The sequence below is a fragment of the Streptomyces sp. NPDC101181 genome (assembly GCF_044767975.1).
Classification (GTDB): Bacteria; Actinomycetota; Actinomycetes; order Streptomycetales; family Streptomycetaceae; genus Streptomyces.
Genome location: NZ_JBIWOX010000011.1, coordinates 94,682 through 110,365 on the forward strand (window position 1 = coordinate 94,682; position 15,684 = coordinate 110,365).

The 15,684-nt window shown below is 73.8% G+C and carries 14 protein-coding genes and 1 riboswitch; of the genes, 4 read left to right on the forward strand and 10 right to left on the reverse strand.

Features of this window, described 5'->3' with window-relative positions:
- Positions 1–2: 2 nt before the first annotated feature.
- From ACIRRU_RS18080 to ACIRRU_RS18090, 3 genes are all read right to left on the reverse strand, one after another.
- The gene (locus ACIRRU_RS18080; protein WP_403681434.1) at positions 3–1,193 is read right to left on the reverse strand and encodes an ArsA-related P-loop ATPase; all 1,191 of its coding nucleotides are present in this window, start codon (positions 1,191–1,193) and stop codon (positions 3–5) included.
- Between the two features lie 5 nt (positions 1,194–1,198).
- On the reverse strand, positions 1,199–1,648 hold the full coding sequence (locus tag ACIRRU_RS18085; RefSeq protein ID WP_403681436.1) for an SRPBCC family protein: 450 nt from the start codon (positions 1,646–1,648) through the stop codon (positions 1,199–1,201).
- 87 nt (positions 1,649–1,735) lie between these two features.
- Positions 1,736–2,542: a metallophosphoesterase gene (locus ACIRRU_RS18090; protein WP_403681438.1), complete on the reverse strand. Its 807-nt coding sequence runs from the start codon at positions 2,540–2,542 to the stop codon at positions 1,736–1,738.
- A gap of 279 nt (positions 2,543–2,821) precedes the next feature.
- Here ACIRRU_RS18090 and ACIRRU_RS18095 point away from each other — a divergent pair, with 279 nt between their 5' ends.
- On the forward strand, positions 2,822–4,618 hold the full coding sequence (locus ACIRRU_RS18095; protein WP_403681440.1) for an AMP-dependent synthetase/ligase: 1,797 nt from the start codon (positions 2,822–2,824) through the stop codon (positions 4,616–4,618).
- Positions 4,619–4,691: 73 nt separating this feature from the next.
- Here ACIRRU_RS18095 and ACIRRU_RS18100 read toward each other — a convergent pair whose 3' ends face one another.
- A complete protein-coding gene (locus ACIRRU_RS18100; protein WP_403681442.1) occupies positions 4,692–5,834 on the reverse strand; it encodes a glycosyltransferase family 4 protein in 1,143 nt (380 codons plus the stop codon).
- Positions 5,835–5,941: 107 nt separating this feature from the next.
- Between ACIRRU_RS18100 and ACIRRU_RS18105 the strand changes: the two genes are divergently transcribed.
- A complete protein-coding gene (locus ACIRRU_RS18105; protein ID WP_403681445.1) occupies positions 5,942–7,195 on the forward strand; it encodes a glycosyltransferase 87 family protein in 1,254 nt (417 codons plus the stop codon).
- Here ACIRRU_RS18105 and ACIRRU_RS18110 read toward each other — a convergent pair.
- The 5 genes from ACIRRU_RS18110 to ACIRRU_RS18130 all read right to left on the reverse strand — a co-directional run bounded on the left by ACIRRU_RS18110 (position 7,171) and on the right by ACIRRU_RS18130 (position 12,730).
- Entirely contained in the window at positions 7,171–8,430 is a 1,260-nt protein-coding gene (locus tag ACIRRU_RS18110; RefSeq protein WP_403681448.1) for a hypothetical protein, read from the reverse strand. The genes ACIRRU_RS18105 and ACIRRU_RS18110 overlap by 25 nt on opposite strands.
- Positions 8,431–8,486: 56 nt before the next feature.
- Positions 8,487–9,515 (reverse strand): NlpC/P60 family protein, encoded by a 1,029-nt coding sequence (locus tag ACIRRU_RS18115; protein WP_403681451.1) that lies wholly within the window; start codon positions 9,513–9,515, stop codon positions 8,487–8,489.
- Positions 9,516–9,770: 255 nt separating this feature from the next.
- Positions 9,771–10,796: an NlpC/P60 family protein gene (locus ACIRRU_RS18120; RefSeq protein ID WP_403681454.1), complete on the reverse strand. Its 1,026-nt coding sequence runs from the start codon at positions 10,794–10,796 to the stop codon at positions 9,771–9,773.
- Between the two features lie 290 nt (positions 10,797–11,086).
- A complete protein-coding gene (locus ACIRRU_RS18125) occupies positions 11,087–12,448 on the reverse strand; it encodes an NYN domain-containing protein (protein WP_403681457.1) in 1,362 nt (453 codons plus the stop codon).
- A gap of 39 nt (positions 12,449–12,487) precedes the next feature.
- Positions 12,488–12,730, reverse strand: coding sequence for a hypothetical protein (locus ACIRRU_RS18130; RefSeq protein WP_363204485.1), 243 nt, complete (start codon positions 12,728–12,730; stop codon positions 12,488–12,490).
- A gap of 156 nt (positions 12,731–12,886) precedes the next feature.
- Here ACIRRU_RS18130 and ACIRRU_RS18135 point away from each other — a divergent pair, with 156 nt between their 5' ends.
- Positions 12,887–13,639 (forward strand): rhomboid family intramembrane serine protease, encoded by a 753-nt coding sequence (locus tag ACIRRU_RS18135; protein WP_363204486.1) that lies wholly within the window; start codon positions 12,887–12,889, stop codon positions 13,637–13,639.
- Positions 13,636–13,917, forward strand: a complete 282-nt coding sequence (locus ACIRRU_RS18140) for an Lrp/AsnC family transcriptional regulator (RefSeq protein ID WP_073218007.1) — start codon at positions 13,636–13,638, stop codon at positions 13,915–13,917. Before ACIRRU_RS18135 ends, ACIRRU_RS18140 begins: the two co-directional genes overlap by 4 nt.
- Before the next feature lie 65 nt (positions 13,918–13,982).
- Here the strand turns inward: ACIRRU_RS18140 and ACIRRU_RS18145 are convergent, their stop codons facing one another.
- Positions 13,983–15,362 (reverse strand): aminotransferase class V-fold PLP-dependent enzyme, encoded by a 1,380-nt coding sequence (locus ACIRRU_RS18145; protein ID WP_363204487.1) that lies wholly within the window; start codon positions 15,360–15,362, stop codon positions 13,983–13,985.
- Positions 15,363–15,556: 194 nt separating this feature from the next.
- A riboswitch (SAM riboswitch) is annotated at positions 15,557–15,674 on the reverse strand.
- Positions 15,675–15,684 lie beyond the last annotated feature (10 nt).

The following is a 15,684-nucleotide window of genomic DNA, read 5'->3' on the forward strand; positions in this document are numbered from 1 at the left end:
GTTCAGGGAGTACGGGGCCACAGGGCCGGGTCGGGGGTGAACCGGACCCGCAGCGTCCCCCCGGTCAGGGCGGCCCCGGCGACGGTGCAGCGGCGCAGCGCGGAGCCGAGCCGTACGGCGCGGTGGAACGGGCCGACGGTCAGGAGGAGTTCGTCGCCCCGGCGGACCAGGCGCAGGTCCTCCTTGGCGGCGCCGGGCAGCGGCAGGCACCAGGCGAGGACCGCGGACCCGTCCTCGGCGGCGGGCTCCTCCTCGGTCCACCAGGGGTCGGCGGCCGGGCCCGGGGTGCGGGCGTCCGGGGCGGGGAGGGCCAGCGCGGCCAGGTCGTCCGGTCCTCGCGGCTCGCGGCCCTGGTGGGCGGCCTCGTGCACCGGGGTGGCCGGGGCCCACTCCTGGCGCCAGTGGGCCAGGCACTTGTCCTGCTGGGCGGCGAGCGCGGCGAAGAAGGGGTCGCCGGAGTGCCGGGGCAGGACGCGGGAGGCGACCAGCAGATCGGCGCGCAGCCCGTACAGGGCGAGCCCGGCGCGGGCGGTGCGCAGGGTGTCCTCGGCGGCGGGGCCCGGTTCGGCGGCCAGGCGGAGCGTGGTGGCGTCGTCCTCGACGAGGGCCTGGACGGCGGCCAGCTCGGCGTCCTTGCGGGCGGCGGCCTCGTACAGCCACTCGGCGGGCATCGGGACCCCGGCGAGCTGGGCGAGTACGGGGCGCAGGGCGCGGGCGGCCTGGCGTTCGGCGGGCAGCAGGCGGCGCAGATAGCGGCGGAGCCGGCCGGGGAGGGCGAGCAGGGCGAGGGCGTCGGGCAGCGGAGGGAGGTCGACGACGAGGGTGTCGTAGCGGCCGGACCAGTCGCCCGCGGTGGCCCGGTGCAGGCTGTGGAGCAGGGCGAACTGCGGGGAGCCGGGCAGTTCGGTCATGTCCTCGCTCTCCAGCCGTCCCGCGCCGAGCAGGTCCAGGACGCCGGAGGCGCCCTGGAGGAGGCCGGTGAGTTCGGCGCGGAAGTGGGCGCCGGAGTCGATCCGGGCGTGGTCGAGGCCGTCGGTGACCTCGGCGGGCTCCGTCTCCCCGGGGAAGCCGGGCGGGGTCTGGGCGGAGATCAGGAGGGTGCGTCCGCCGGCCGCCGCGGCGGCCAGTGCGGTGGCCGCGGCGATCGTGGTGCGGCCGCCGCCGCCGGAGCCGGTGACCAGGACCGTGCGCACGGCTCTCAGCCCTGCGGGCCGGACTCGACGCGCTTCTTGAGGCCGGCGAGGGCGCGGTCGATGATGACCTTCTCGGCCTTGCGCTTGATCATGCCGAGGAGCGGGATCTTGACGTCGACGGCGAGCCGGTAGGTGACCTCGGTCCGCTCGCCACTGCCGAGCGGGGCGAGGGCGTACGTACCGTCCAGGGAGCGCAGCATCTGGGACTTGACGAGGGTCCAGCTCACCTCGTGCTCGCTGGTCCAGGTGTAGGCGAGGACGTGGTCGTCCTTGATCGCCCCGGCGTCCAGCACGAGACGGACCCGCTCGGCGCGGCCCTGGCCGTCGGTGGAGAGGACCTCGGCCTCCTTCACCTCGCCGGTCCACTCCGGGTAGCGGGAGAAGTCGGCGATCACGCTCATGACGTCGGCCGGCGCCGCCTCGATCGTGATGTTCGAGCTGGTGTGTTCAGCCATCGCCGTGGCCCTCCAGTGCGGTGTAACCGGTCGCGTGCGGCAGAGGCCTGCCGCTGTGCAGGCTATCGCGTGCCGGGGGCCCTCCGGTCACCAGCTCAGCGCCCAGGGAGTCCCGGTCGAGGCGAAGTGGCCGACGTTGACGCACTCGGTGTCACCGATCCGCATCCGGCGGACCAACGGCTGGTGAACATGGCCGAACAGCGCGTACCGGGGGCGGGTGGAGCGGATCGCCTCCAGCAGGGCGGTGCTGCCGCGTTCGAAGCGGCGGGCGACGGTGTCGTAGGTCAGCTCGGGGACCTCGGGCGGGATGTGCGAGCAGAGCACGTCGACATCGCCGAGCGCCTCGACCTTGGCGGCGTACTCCTCGTCGCTGATCTCGTACGGGGTGTTCATCGGGGTCTTCAGGCCGCCGCCGACGAAACCGAAGACGCGGCCGCCGATCTCGGTCCGCTCGCCGTCCAGCACGGTGGTGCCGGGGCGGGCGTACTCCGGCCACAGGCCGGGGACGTCGACGTTGCCGTAGGTGGCGTACGTCGGAGTGGGGAAGGCGGCGAAGAGTTCGGCGTACTGACGGCGTACGGCGCCGAGGATCTCGGCGTCGCGGTCGCGGCCCGTCCACAGCTCGCGGCCGAGAGCGCGGGCCTCCTCGAAGCGGCGGGCGGTGCGCAGCGCGACGATGCGGTCGGCGTTCTCCTCGCCGAACAGGTCGGGGAAGATGCCGCGCGAGTGGTCGGCGTAGTCGAGGAAGAGCACCAGGTCACCGAGGCAGATCAGGGCGTCCGCGCCGTCCCCGGCGCGGGCCAGGGCCTCGGTGTTGCCGTGCACGTCGCTGACCACGTGGATCCGGGTCCGCCCGCCGGTCCGGTTCCGGCTGTCCGGTTCGCTGCCTCGCATGGGATCACCCTAGAGCGCCCGTCCGGCAGCGGGTAGACCGTTCCGGACCTGCGGTTACTTCCGAGTCGTGGCGGCGGTGGACTACTGTGCGCGCAAGGACCGTTTATCTGTGTGATGCGTAAGACATCTGGCCGGAACCCCCTATCCGGAAGCGAGTACCGGTGGGTAACGTCCGGGCAGTCCAGTCGTGCTCACCCCACTGAGCACCCGCCATTCTCGGACCGCAGCCGGTGCGTCACACAGAGCCGTGGCACCGGAGCCCGATGAGGAGCAGCAGTCTTGCGCGAGTTCAGCCTTCCGGCCCTGTACGAGGTCCCGACGGACGGCAATCTGACGGATCTCATCCGCCGCAACGCCGCTCAGCATCCGGATGTCGCGGTGATGAGCCGCAAGGTGGCCGGTGCCTGGGCCGACGTCAGCGCCACCCGGTTCCTGGCCGAGGTGCGGGCCGCCGCCAAAGGGCTGATCGCCTCGGGCGTGCAGCCCGGCGAGCGCGTCGCGCTGATGTCGCGCACCCGTTACGAGTGGGTGCTGCTGGACTTCGCGATCTGGAGCGCGGGCGCGGTGACCGTGCCGGTGTACGAGACCAGCTCCGCCGAGCAGGTGCAGTGGATTCTCGGTGACTCCGGGGCGGTGGCGGTGCTCGTGGAGAGCGACGCGCACGCGGCGGCCGTCGCCTCCGTGCGGGACGCGCTGCCGGAGCTGGAGCGGGTCTGGCAGATCGACGCGGGCGCGGTGGAGGCGCTGGGCGAGGCGGGGGCCGGGGTCTCGGACGAGACCATGGACCTGCGGATGGTCAGCGCCAAGGCGGACGACCCGGCGACCATCGTCTACACCTCGGGCACCACGGGCCGCCCCAAGGGCTGTGTGCTGACCCACCGCAGCTTCTTCGCGGAGTGCGGCAACGTGGTGGAGCGGCTGAAGCCGCTGTTCCGTACGGGCGAGTGCTCGGTGCTGCTGTTCCTGCCCGCCGCGCACGTCTTCGGCCGGCTGGTCGAGGTGGCCTCGGTGATGGCCCCGATCAAGCTGGGCTGCGTCCCGGACATCAAGAACCTCACCGACGAGCTGGCCTCGTTCCGGCCGACGCTGGTCCTCGGGGTACCCCGGGTCTTCGAGAAGGTCTACAACGCCGCCCGCGCCAAGGCGCAGGCCGACGGCAAGGGCAGGATCTTCGACCGGGCCGCCGACACGGCGATCGCCTACAGCCGGGCGCTCGGCACCCCGGGCGGCCCCTCGCTGGGCCTGCGGCTCAGGCACAGGCTGTTCGACAAGCTGGTCTTCGGGAAGCTGCGCGCGGTGCTCGGCGGCCGCGGCGAGCACGCGATCTCCGGCGGCGCCCCGCTGGGCGAGCGGCTCGGCCACTTCTACCGGGGCATCGGCTTCACCGTCCTGGAGGGGTACGGCCTGACCGAGTCCTGCGCGGCCACCGCCTTCAACCCGTGGGACCGGCAGAAGATCGGCACGGTCGGCCAGCCACTGCCCGGCTCGGTGGTGCGGATCGCGGACGACGGCGAGGTGCTGCTGCACGGCGAGCACCTGTTCACCGGGTACTGGAACAACGAGTCGGCCTCCGCCGAGGCCCTCGCCGACGGCTGGTTCCACACCGGGGACATCGGCACCCTGGACGAGGACGGCTACCTCGCGATCACCGGGCGCAAGAAGGAGATCATCGTCACGGCGGGCGGCAAGAACGTCGCGCCCGCGGTGATCGAGGACCGTATCCGCGCGCACGCGCTGGTCGCCGAGTGCATGGTCGTCGGCGACGGCCGCCCGTTCGTCGGCGCGCTGGTCACCCTGGACGAGGAGTTCCTCGGACGCTGGGCCGAGGAGCACGGCAAACCGGTCGGCTCGACGGCGCTCTCGCTGCGGGAGGACCCGGAGCTGCTGGCCGAGGTCCAGCGGGCGGTGGACGACGGGAACGCGGCGGTCTCCAAGGCGGAGTCCGTACGCAAGTTCCGTATCCTGCCCGCCCAGTTCACCGAGGAGGCGGGCCACATCACCCCGTCGCTGAAGCTGAAGCGGAACGTGGTCGCCAAGGACTTCGCGGACGAGGTGGAGTCGATCTACCGCGCCTGAGCGGCGTACACGGGACGAGGAGGGCCCGCACCCGTCGGCGGTGCGGGCCCTCGTCCTGTGCGCGAGCGGGTGCTCAGAGCAGGGTCTTCAGCTTCTCGGCCAGCAGGTCCCAGCGCCACTTCTCCTCGACCCAGGCCCGGCCCCGCTCCCCCATCCGCCGCCGCAGCTCCGCGTCCCCGAGCAGCGTGACGATCCGGTCCGCCGACTCCTCGGCGCTGCCGCCGCGGACCACCCACCCGGTCCCGCCGTCCAGCACCGCGTCCGGGGCGCCGCCCGAGTCACCGGCCACCACGGGCAGTCCGGTCGCGGACGCCTCCAGGTAGACGATGCCCAGGCCCTCCACGTCGAGCCCGCCGCGCCGGGTCCGGCACGGCATCGCGAAGACGTCCCCGGCCCCGTAGTGCGCGGGCAGCTCCGCCCAGGGCACCGGGCCGGTGAACCGCACCGAGTCCTCGACCCCGGTCTCCGCCGCGAGGCGCCCGAGGTCCTTGGCGTACGGTCCGCCGCCGACGATCAGGAGCACCGCGTCCGGGACGCGCGCGAGGATCGCGGGCATGGCCAGGATCAGCGTGTCCTGGCCCTTGCGGGGCACCAGGCGCGAGACACAGACGACCACCGGGCGGTCGGACAGTCCCAGCCGGGAGCGGACGCGGTCGCCGCCGGAGCCGGGGTGGAAGGTCTTCTCGTCGACGCCGGGCGGCAGTTGGACCATCCGGCCGGCGGCGTCGGGGGTGAGGGCGGCCGCGATCCGGGAGCGGGTGTACTCACCGAGATAGGTGACCGTGTCCGTGCCCTCGCCGATCCGGCGCAGCAGTTGCCGGGAGGCGGGCAGCTGGGCCCACCCGGCCTCGTGCCCGTGGGTGGTGGCCACCAGGCGGCGGGCGCCCGCGCGGCGCAGCGCCGGGGCCATCAGCCCGAGCGGGGCCGCCGCGCCGAACCAGACGGAGGAGCACCCGTGTTCCCGCAGCAGGGCGGTGGCCCGGCGGGTGACGCGGGGGGTCGGCAGCAGCATCGTCGTGTGGTCCCGGACCACGGTGAAGGGCTGCTCGGCGTCGAAGGCGGCGGTGGCCGCCACCCCCTCGGCGCTCCGCTTCCAGGTGGAGGCGTAGACGACGACCCGGTCGGGGTCCAGGCGCAGCGCCATGTTGTGCAGGAACGCCTGGATGCCGCCGGGGCGGGGCGGGAAGTCGTTGGTCACGATCAGCGTCTTGTCCATCGCGGCTGACAGTACCCAACGGCCGCGCTTCACCGGCGACGCCCTCCGTCGGCGGCATCATGGGCGGCCGGACACCGCGGGTGGCGGCGGGCGAGGACGGGGCGGCGATGACGGGACGAGGAACCGGAGCCCTGGGCCGCGAACCCTGGCCGTACGCGGTGTGGGCGCTGAGCCGGGCGTGGCTGCTGCTGTGCGTGTCCGGGGTGGTCACGGTGCCGGGCCCGGACGTCACGGTGGACGTGTCGGTGATCTACCGGGGCTGGTACGAGGTGCTGCGGGCGGGCACGTATCCGCTGGACGACGTCACCTGGCAGTACCCGCCCGGCGCCGCCCTGGCGATGCTCGCCCCGGCCCTGCTGCCGTTCTGGGAGTATGCGACGGCGTTCTTCGTGCTGGTGCTGCTCTGCGACGCGCTGGTGCTCGGTCTGCTGCTGTACGCCGGGCGGCGGCCGGGGGCGCGGACGGCGGGGGCGTGGGTGTGGATCGCGGGGGTGCCCCTGCTGGGGCCCACCGTCTACGCCCGTTACGACCTGATGGTGACGGCGGTGGCGGTGGCGGCGCTGCTGGCGGGGGTCCGCAGGCCGCGGGCGCTGGGGGCGCTGACCGCGCTCGGGGCGCTGCTGAAGGGGTGGCCGGCGCTGTTGCTGGTCGGGGTGCGCAAGGGGCGGCCGACCTGGGCTGCCTGGTCGTCGGCGGCGCTGACGGCGGCCGGTCTGGCGGTGTCGTTCGCGCTGTGGATGCCGGGGGCGTTCGCGTTCCTGACCTTCCAGCGCGACCGGGGCACCGAGATCGAGTCGCTGGGGGCGCTGGTGCTGCATGTGGCGCGGCACTTCGGCTGGGAGGGGCGGGTGGAGCTGCGCTACGGCTCGCTGGAGTTCACCGGGCCGGGGGTGGGGGCGGTGTCGGGGGTGGCGCTGGGGCTGGGCGTACTGGCGCTGGGCTGGCTGGTGCTGTGGCGGCTGCGGGCGCGGACTTTCTCGGTGCGCACCCCGGCCGAGGCCGCGTTCACGGCGGTCCTGCTGTTCACCGTCACCAGCCGGGTGATCAGCCCGCAGTACGTGGTGTGGCTGGTCGGCCTGGCGGCGGTGTGCCTGGTCTTCCGGGGGACGGTGATGGGGCTGCCCGCGGCGTTGGTGCTGGTGGCGGCGGGGGTGACCCTGCTGGAGTTCCCGGTCGGCTTCGGCCATGTGGTGGCGAGCGACCTGTGGGGCCTGACCCTGCTCTTCGTCCGCAACGGGCTGCTGGTGGCGGCCGCGCTTCTCGCCGGGGTCCGGCTGTGGCGGTCGACGGTGCCGGACGGGCGGGGCGAGGAGGCGGCGGGCCCGGTCCGGGGCGGTCAGCCGAGCCGGGTCGCGAGGTAGGCGCGCCAGTCGGCGGTGAGCTGCTCCAGGGTGGTGCCGAGCACCGCGTCCGCCGCCTTCTCCACCGCCCCCTTCCGCCCCTGGTGCGCCCCCACGGCCTCGTAGAAGGCGATCAGCTTCTCCCGGCCCCAGCGCTCGGCGATCAGCTCGCAGGCCAGCCAGCCGCCCTCGTAGGCCCGCGCGAGCTCGGCGGGGTCGCCGTCGAAGCCGAAGTCCGGGTCGGCGGGGAGCTCTTGGGGCGCCTCTCCGGCGCGGACGGCGCTGGTCAGCTCGGGGGCGAGGGTCTCGGCCGCGCGGTCCTCGCCCCGGTAGGCGGCCCAGTCGGCGAAGCCCTCGGAGAGCCAGACGGGGGTGGCGGTCGAGGTGCTGGTCCGGGTGGCGACATGGGTCGTCTCGTGGGTGAGGACGGTCCGCTGCCCGAAGCTCTCCAGTCCGGCGTACGCCTCCGGGTTGACGATCACCCGGTCGGCGATGGCGGGGCGCTCGCCGGTGCCACCGACCTCACCGGTGGTGACGGCGGCTATGCCCCGGTAGCTGGCCTCCGGCGAGCCCAGCAGCCTGGCCATGCCGCGCACGGTGTCCGGGACGAGCACCACCACCCGGCGCGTCCAGGGCCGGGGCCAGGCGTCCGAGACGGCGGGGACCGCGAGGTCCACGGTGTCGGCGATCCGGCGCAGCTCCTCCTCGCCCCGTCCGACGCCCAGGACGATGCTGTGGTCGCCTTCCACGACCGTCACGTCCCCCTGCTGCCACAGCTGCCCGGCGGAGCCCTTGGCGGGCCGGTCGGCGGTGATGTACCAGCGCTCGCCCTCGCGCATCAGCTCCAGGGTCCGGCGGGTGGCGACCGGGGCGGAGTCGTAGCCCTCGATCCGGTAGCGCAGCTCGACCTCCGCGGTGGCCCAGCCGCCGTCCTGCTCGCCGATGTCCTTCACCTCGTACGTCCAGGACTTCAGGGGGACGTCGGCGAGGTTGGCCAGTTCGCTGCGCTGGTCGGCCCGCAGCTTCTCGGCGGCCGGGGCGAGGGAGGCGAGGTAGCCCGCCGGGTCGCGGGCCAGGACGGCGTCGGCCCGGCCGTCCAGCACGGCGGTGATCTCCCGGGCGGTGAGCGAGGCGCTGTTGTCCCGGGGGGCGGTGGTGCAGGCGGACGCGGTCAGCAGGGCGGCGAGCACGGTCCCGGCCGCTCGCCGCCGTCCGCGGGGGCTGCCCCGCCGCGCATCAGGTCTGCGTACGGCCACCCTGCCGATCGTACGGTCACCGGCGGGCGGCGGCCCGGTCCGGTGGCCGGGAAGCGTCAGATCCGGGTGACCGAGGAGACCGGCATCATGCCGACCGGGTCGTAGCGGACCGGGGCGCCCGGGTAGGGGGCGTGGATGACCTGGCCGTTGCCGACGTACATGCCGATGTGGCTGGCGTCCGCCCGGTAGGCGACCAGGTCGCCCGGCTGCGCCTGGGAGAGCGGCACCATGCGCCCCGCGTACCGCTGGGCCTGCGAGGTGCGGGGCAGGCTCACCCCGGCCTGGGCGTAGGCCCACTGCATGAGTCCGGAGCAGTCGAATCCGGAGGGCCCGTTGGCCCCCCACACGTAGGGTCTGCCGAGCGCCTGGCCGACGGCGGCGACGGCGGACCTGGCCCGGGACGAGCCGGGGGCGGTGCCGGAGAGGTCGGGTGCGCCGTCGCGGCCGGAGCGGGAGGCGCGGTCGAACGCGGCGCGCTCCGCGGGCGGCAGGGAGTTCAGCAGCTGCCGGGCCTGGCGCAGCTTGGCCTCGACGGTGCGCTTGTGGCGGGTCACGGCGGCCCGGTCGCGCTCCAGGCCGGCCAGGGCGCGGGTGGCCTCGGCGCGGGTCTGGGCGACCTTGCGCTGGGCCTGCCGGAGCCGGTCCAGGGTGAGGGCCTGGCGGGCCCCGGCCCGGTCCAGGGCGGCGGCCCGGTCCAGATAGCTGTCCGGGTCGGAGGAGAGCAGCAGCGCGAGGGCCGGGTCGACGGTCCCGGTGCGGTACTGGGCGCCCGCCATCGCGCCCAGTTCGTCGCGCATCAGGTTGACCCGCTGCTGGCCCCGGGCCGTGGCGTCCTGGGCCCGGTCGGCCTCGCGGCGCAGCCGGTCCACCCGCTCCCCGGCCGCGTTGAACCGCTCGGTGGCGCGCTCGGCCTCCTCGTGGAGCCGGTCGACGGCGGCCTTGGCGCTCTCCCGGGTCTCCTGGGGGTCGGCGCTCGCCGGGGCGCCGGTCAGCGTCGCGGCCGCGGTGGCGGCGGCCGCCGAGACGACTGTGACGCGAACGCCCCGGCCCCGGCCGGACTGTGTGGAACGTCGATGGGACACCACAGGTAGCCGCACTCCCCTCCGCTGACGCGGTCGTGCGCAGCCCCTGCCGCCCAGGGCGGGCGGACCGACGTCCGGGAGCTGCGAGCAGCCAGACAGTAATCGGACGACTACGCACCGGCCAAAGACCGCGCCGGTGGCGGAGCGGGGCGCCGCAGGGCGCCGAACGCCACCGCCCCGCCGGTGACCTCGGGTCTCCGGCGGGGCGGGGTGGTGGTGCGGGGTACGGCGATTCCCTCGTTCGGGTGTGCCGTGGCGTCAGACGCGGACGCCGAACTGGAAGGTGCCCATGTAGTCCATCGACTCGTAGCGGACGACGGTGCCGGGCTTCGGGGCGTGCAGGATCTGGTTGTTGCCCGCGTAGAAGCCGACGTGCGACAGGCCGTTGAAGAAGACCAGGTCGCCGGGCTTGAGCTGGCTGCGGCCGAGGCGCGTGCCGTCGTGCTGCTGGGTGTAGGTGGTCCGGGTGATGGAGACACCGGCCTGGGCGAAAGCCCACTGGGTCAGCCCGGAGCAGTCGTAGGAGTTGGGGCCGGAGCCGCCGGAGACGTACGGCTTGCCGATCTGGGTGGCGGCGGCGGCCAGGGCGGCGGCGCCGCGGCCCGTCGCGGGGGCCTCGTTGCCCAGCTCTACCCGCTCGGTGGAGGCGCGGCTGGCACGGTTCTCCTCCTCCTGGATCTTGGCCCGCTCGGCGGCGGTCAGGGAGTTCAGGAGGCGCTGCGCGTCGGCGAGCTTGGCCTGGTACTTCTTCTTGTTCTCGCCGAGCGCCTCGCGGACGTCGGCGAGGTCGCCGAGCTTGTCCTGGGCCTCCTTGCGCTGCTGGGCGAGGGTGCGCTGCTTGGCCTGGATCTTCTGGAGCGACTCCGTCTGCTTGACCGTCAGCTGGTCGAGCGCGGAGGCCTGGTCGAGGAAGCTGTCCGGGTCCGAGGCGAGGAAGAGGGCGACCGACGGGTCGATGCCGCCGGAGCGGTACTGCGCGGTGGCGATGGAACCCAGCTCGCTGCGCAGGGCGTTGAGCTCGCCCTGGCCGCGGGCGACCTTGTCCTGGAGCGCGTCGACCTGCTTCTTCAGCTCGTCCTGCTGCTCCTTGGCCCCGTTGTACTTCTCGGTGGCCGCCTCGGCCTCGTGGTAGAGCTTGTCGACCTTCGCCTTGACCTCGTCCTTGCTCGGCTTGGGGTCGGCGTGGGCGGCCTGGGAGGTCAGGGCCACGGCAGCGGCGGCGGTCGCGGTGAGCACGGTCACGCGGGCGCGGCTCGGCTGCTTGGGACGACGGTGGGACGCCACGAAGGCGAGCTCCTTCTTCCTCAGCCGCCTACCGGGCAAGGGGGGAAGCCATCCCCGGCTCCGTACAACTCACGGATGCGGCGGTTCCTTCGCCGTCACCCCGGGTGGGTGATCAACCGCGCGAAGGTTCGAGGCCTGACCTTAGTGACCCTCTTGTGATCAGTTCAAATCCTCACAGGATTTTTCTCGTCACACCAGGAACTTCTTTACTCTCACTCCACCGCGTGTAGCGGCGACTTGACGGTACGTCCCCAAGAAACCGACATGCCACACATGTCGAACAACTTTCCTCAGGCACGCGAAAGCCGCTTCAGGAGCATGACGGACGCGACCGGCCGGGCCCCGGCCTTGGCCACCCCGTCCGCCACCTCGCGGTCCGTGGAGACCACCACGACGGGCCGTCCGGGCGGTTCGGCGCGGGCCAGTTGGCGGATCAGCTCGTCCGCCGTGACCCCCGCCTTGCTGAACAGCACCCGCACCCCGCGCGGCGGCGCGAGCAGCACCGGCGCGGCCAGTTCGGCGCCGTCGAAGACGCAGGTCACCTCGGCGCCGGACTGCGCGGCCAGCATGGAGAGGCCGCCCAGCAGCCGCAACCGCTGCTTCTCCAGCGGCATCTGGGGATAGCCGGTCTTGGTGACGTTGTAGCCGTCCACGATGAGGTGGGCCTGCGGCAGCGCCAGCAGCTGGTCCAGCAGGGCCGGGTCCGTCTCCGAAAGGGCCCGCGCGGCGATGTCCTTGGGCGACATCCGGCCCGGGGCCACCGCGTCCACGGTCTCCGCGGGGCGTGTCGTCGCCGGGGGCAGGGCCAGCTCCCGCCGCAGCCCCGCCGCCGCGTCCAGCACGGTGTCCAGCAGCAGCCGCAGCCGCATGTCCTCCACCGAGCGGCCCTCGCGGGCGGCCCGGCGGCTCGCCTCCAGGGCGGACTCCGCCTCCCCCATCCGCCCCTTGAGCCGCCGCGACTCGCTCTCGGCGGCGGAGAGCTGGGCGGCCGCGTCGGCCCGCTGGGCCTCCGCCTCGGCGGCCTGGCGGCGCAGGGCGGCCTCCCCGCGCTTGACCTCGCTCTGGGCGCTGCGCAGCTTGCGGTGGAGCGCGTCGGTCTCCTTGCGGGCCGCCTCCAGCTCGGTGCGCAGCCGTTCGGTCTCGGTCCGGGTGTGGGCCCGCGCCCGCTCCAGCTCCTCGCGCAGCTGCTCCAGCTCGCGCCGGGTCTCCTGGTCCACCCGTTCGGCGTCGGCGCGCTGGACCTCCTCGCCCGCCGCGTCGACGAGCTTGGCCCAGCCCGCGGGGCGCAGCACGTACGCGGCGGCGGCCACGTCGAGGGGGTCGGCGGCGGCGGGCGGCGCGCCCGCCTCCAGCGCACCGGCCAGCTCCGGCTGCGTCAGGCCCAGCCGCTCACCGATCCGCTGCCGGAAGAGGGCGTCGCTCTCCAGCGCGGCGGCCATCGCGTTCCCGGCGAACTTGGCCCGCCGAGTCGGGGTGAACCGGGCGTACTGCCGCAGCTGGGCGGGGAGTTCGGCGACGGTCAGCCCGCCGAAGGCGTCGGAGACCAAGGCGACGACCCGCCGCCTCACGCCTTCGGGCAGCGGACGGTCGAGCGCCTCGGCACCGCTGTCGGCCGCGTCGGCCGACTCGGCGCCGCTGGTCGGCTGGTCCACCGTCCGTCACCTCATTGACATGTCGATGGGCGCGCTCCCTCAGGAAGCGGCGCCCGGCCTGGCCACCAGTTCGATCTGGTCCGCGGCGTTGCACCAACGACAGCGGACGGACTCGATGGTCTCACTGACCACCTCCCGCTCCTCGACACTCGACTCACCGGCCAGGTCGAGGTGGACGTACTCCACGACCTTGGAGGAACGGGTCACGTCGAAGCGCGTGAGGTTGCCGCACAGCGTGCAGCGCCAGCGGGTCGAATCCGTCGGCAGGGGGACCGTCGTCATCGTTGCGTCCTCTTTCGTCGTCTGTTCCTACGTCAGGGAACTCGCGGTGCGCCGTCGAACTGCGGAAGTCCTGGCGCAACCCTACGGCCTCGCGTACGGGCACCGGCACGGCGAGGCGCTCCGTCCGCTTCTCCACCGGTACGTCATGCTCTGTGCATGACCGATGGGCGGCGGACCGACTGGCGGACGGCGGCGGGGAGGGTGCGGAGCGCGGTGACGTCGGGCGGCGCCCCGGTCACGTACGGGCTGATCGCCCTGTGCGTGGTGATCTTCCTGATCAGCCCGCTCTCCGGGTTCAGCGCCTCCTACCGCACCGAGGACGCGCTGCTCGCCGCGCAGGCCGGGTACTTCGAGCGGTGGGGGGTGATCCCCGCGGAGCTGTGGGAGGGCTCGGCGCACGCGCTGACGACGCCGTTCACCGCGCTGTTCGTGCACGGCAGCTGGCTGCACCTGCTGGGGAACCTGCTGTTCCTGTACGTGTTCGGCGCGATGGCCGAGGAGCGCATGGGCCGGATCCCGTTCGCCCTGTTCTACGTCGGCTGCGGCTACGCGGCGCTGGTCTGTTACGCGGCGGTGCACGCGGACTCCGAACAGACGCTGGTCGGCGCGTCCGGAGCGATCTCCGCCGTGCTCGGAGCGTTCCTCCGCCTCTTCCCCCGGGCCCGGGTCACCAGCCTGTTCCCGTTCCTGTTCTTCCTGCCGCTGCGCTTCCCGGCCTGGATCGTGCTGGTCTTCTGGTTCGCCCTCCAGTGGGCGGCGGCCCAGGGCGCGGAGGCCGGGCCGGGGGTGGCCTACCTGGCGCACGTGGCGGGGTTCGCGGCGGGGTTCCTCTACGCGTGGGTGCGGTACGGGCGGAGGACTAGAGTGAGGACTCCAGCCACGGCCACCGAGGGAGACAGCCAGCCGTGATCACCGCGATCGTGCTCATCAAGACCAGCGTGGACCGGATTCCGGAGATCGCCGAGGCCATCGCGGCGCTGGACAGCGTCAGCGAGGTCTTCTCCGTCACCGGTACCTACGACCTGATCGCCATGGTCCGGGTCGCCCGTCACGACGACCTCGCCGACATCATCCCCGGCCGGATCAGCAAGATCCCGGGCGTCGAGGGCACCGACACCCACGTGGCGTTCCGGACCTACTCCCAGCACGACCTGGAAGCCGCGTTCGCCATCGGCCTCGACGCGTAGCTCCGGCGCACCCCGGCCGGGGAGGGGCCTCGCGCCCGTCCCCGGCCGGCCGGTGTGCGCGGCCCTCAGACCTGCGGGGCCTCGCCGCGGTCCGGGACGCAGCGGCCGTCCTCGGTGCGGTAGCGCCACCGGGCGCCCTCGCGGACCAGCTCGGCGACCGCGCCCAGGAACCGGTCGATGTGCTCGTCCGGCGTACCCGCCCCGAAGCTCACCCGGATCGCGTTCAGCGACCGCTCGCCCGGCCCGGCCTCCGGGGCGCCGCACTCCCCCGCCTCCTGCGGGTCGCTGCCGAGCAGGGTGCGCACCAGCGGGTGGGCGCAGAAGAGGCCGTCGCGCACGCCGATGCCGTACTCTGCGGAGAGGGCGGCGGCGAAGTGCGAGCTGTTCCAGCCGCTCACCACGAAGGAGATGACGCCGACCCGGGGCGCGTCGTCGCCGAACAGGGACAGCACCCGGACCTCGGGGACCTCGGCCAGCCCCTGGCGGACCCGGGACACCAGCCGCTGCTCCCGGGCGACCAGCTGGTCGAAGCCCGTCTCGGTCAGCGCCTTGCAGGCGGAGGCGATGGCGTAGACGCCGATGACGTTGGGCGAACCGGCCTCGTGGCGGGCGGCCGTGGTGTGCCAGTCGACATCGACGCCCCCGTCGGCGCGCCGGGCGACCTTGCGGGAGGCGCCGCCGCCCGCGAGATACGGCTCGGCGGCCTGGAGCCAGTCGGCGCGCCCGGCCAGCACCCCGGAGCCGAACGGCGCGTAGAGCTTGTGGCCGGAGAACGCCACCCAGTCGACGTCCAGGGCGGCGAGGTCGACGGGGTGGTGGGGCGCGAGCTGGGCGGCGTCCAGGACGATCCGGGCTCCGTGCGCGTGGGCGGCGGCGGCCAGTTCCCGCACCGGCCACAGCTCGCCGGTCACGTTGGAGGCGCCTGTGACGCAGACCAGGGCGGGGCCCCGGGGGTCGCGAGCGGCCAGCGCGCGCTCCAGGGACTCGACGGCCGCGCCCGGGGTGCGGGGCGCGTCGAGGTAGGTGACACGGGTGTCGCGCCAGGGCAGCAGCGAGGCGTGGTGCTCGGTCTCGTAGACGAACACCTGGCAGTCCGCAGGGAGGGCGGCGGCCAGCAGGTTGAGGGAGTCGGTGGTGGAGCGGGTGAAGACGACCTGGTCGTCGGCGCGGCAGCCGAGGAACTCCGCGACCGTGCGGCGGCTGTTCTCGAAGAGGTCGGTGGAGAGCTGCGAGAGGTAGCCCGCCCCGCGGTGGACGCTGCCGTAGTACGGGGCGTACGCGGCGACGTCGTCCCAGACCCGCTGGAGGGCGGGGGCGCTGGCGGCGTAGTCGAGCGCGGCGTAGGTGACCTCCCCGCCGGTGACGAGCGGAACGGTGACGTCCTGGCCCAGGACGGGCAGCGGGGCACAGACCGACGAGTCGAGGGCAGCGGTGGGGACAGACATGGTGAACTCCCGTAACAGGCAGGCGAAATCCCCGCGCCGGCGGACGCGCGGCGGCGCGAAGGGGGAAGGAAGAAGAGGGTGCGCGGAATAAGGGCGGTCGGCAGTCTGACGACAGGCCCTAGCGCATTCGCTTGCTCACAGAAGACTCCCTAGGGACCAGGACCCCGGGGGCTGGCATCCGCTGGATGCCGAGGGGCCCGCGCTTGCCGCAGACCTCGCTGCCTGCGGCCTGGTCTTCACCCGGGGCACCCCGCCACGGACGGAGGGTTGCCGGACAGCGGGCCGGGGCCGTAGTCGCTGTCACTCATGACCTGCGCAGCAT

Excerpts from the sequence above, each read along its gene's own strand:
- ACIRRU_RS18145 (WP_363204487.1), bottom strand. The coding sequence starts at position 15,362 with ATGTCTGTCCCCACCGCTGCCCTCGACTCGTCGGTCTGTGCCCCGCTG.
- ACIRRU_RS18105 (WP_403681445.1), top strand. The coding sequence starts at position 5,942 with ATGACGGGACGAGGAACCGGAGCCCTGGGCCGCGAACCCTGGCCGTAC.
- ACIRRU_RS18135 (WP_363204486.1), top strand. The coding sequence starts at position 12,887 with ATGACCGATGGGCGGCGGACCGACTGGCGGACGGCGGCGGGGAGGGTG.
- ACIRRU_RS18100 (WP_403681442.1), bottom strand. The coding sequence starts at position 5,834 with ATGGACAAGACGCTGATCGTGACCAACGACTTCCCGCCCCGCCCCGGC.
- ACIRRU_RS18130 (WP_363204485.1), bottom strand. The coding sequence starts at position 12,730 with ATGACGACGGTCCCCCTGCCGACGGATTCGACCCGCTGGCGCTGCACG.
- ACIRRU_RS18090 (WP_403681438.1), bottom strand. The coding sequence starts at position 2,542 with ATGCGAGGCAGCGAACCGGACAGCCGGAACCGGACCGGCGGGCGGACC.
- ACIRRU_RS18085 (WP_403681436.1), bottom strand. The coding sequence starts at position 1,648 with ATGGCTGAACACACCAGCTCGAACATCACGATCGAGGCGGCGCCGGCC.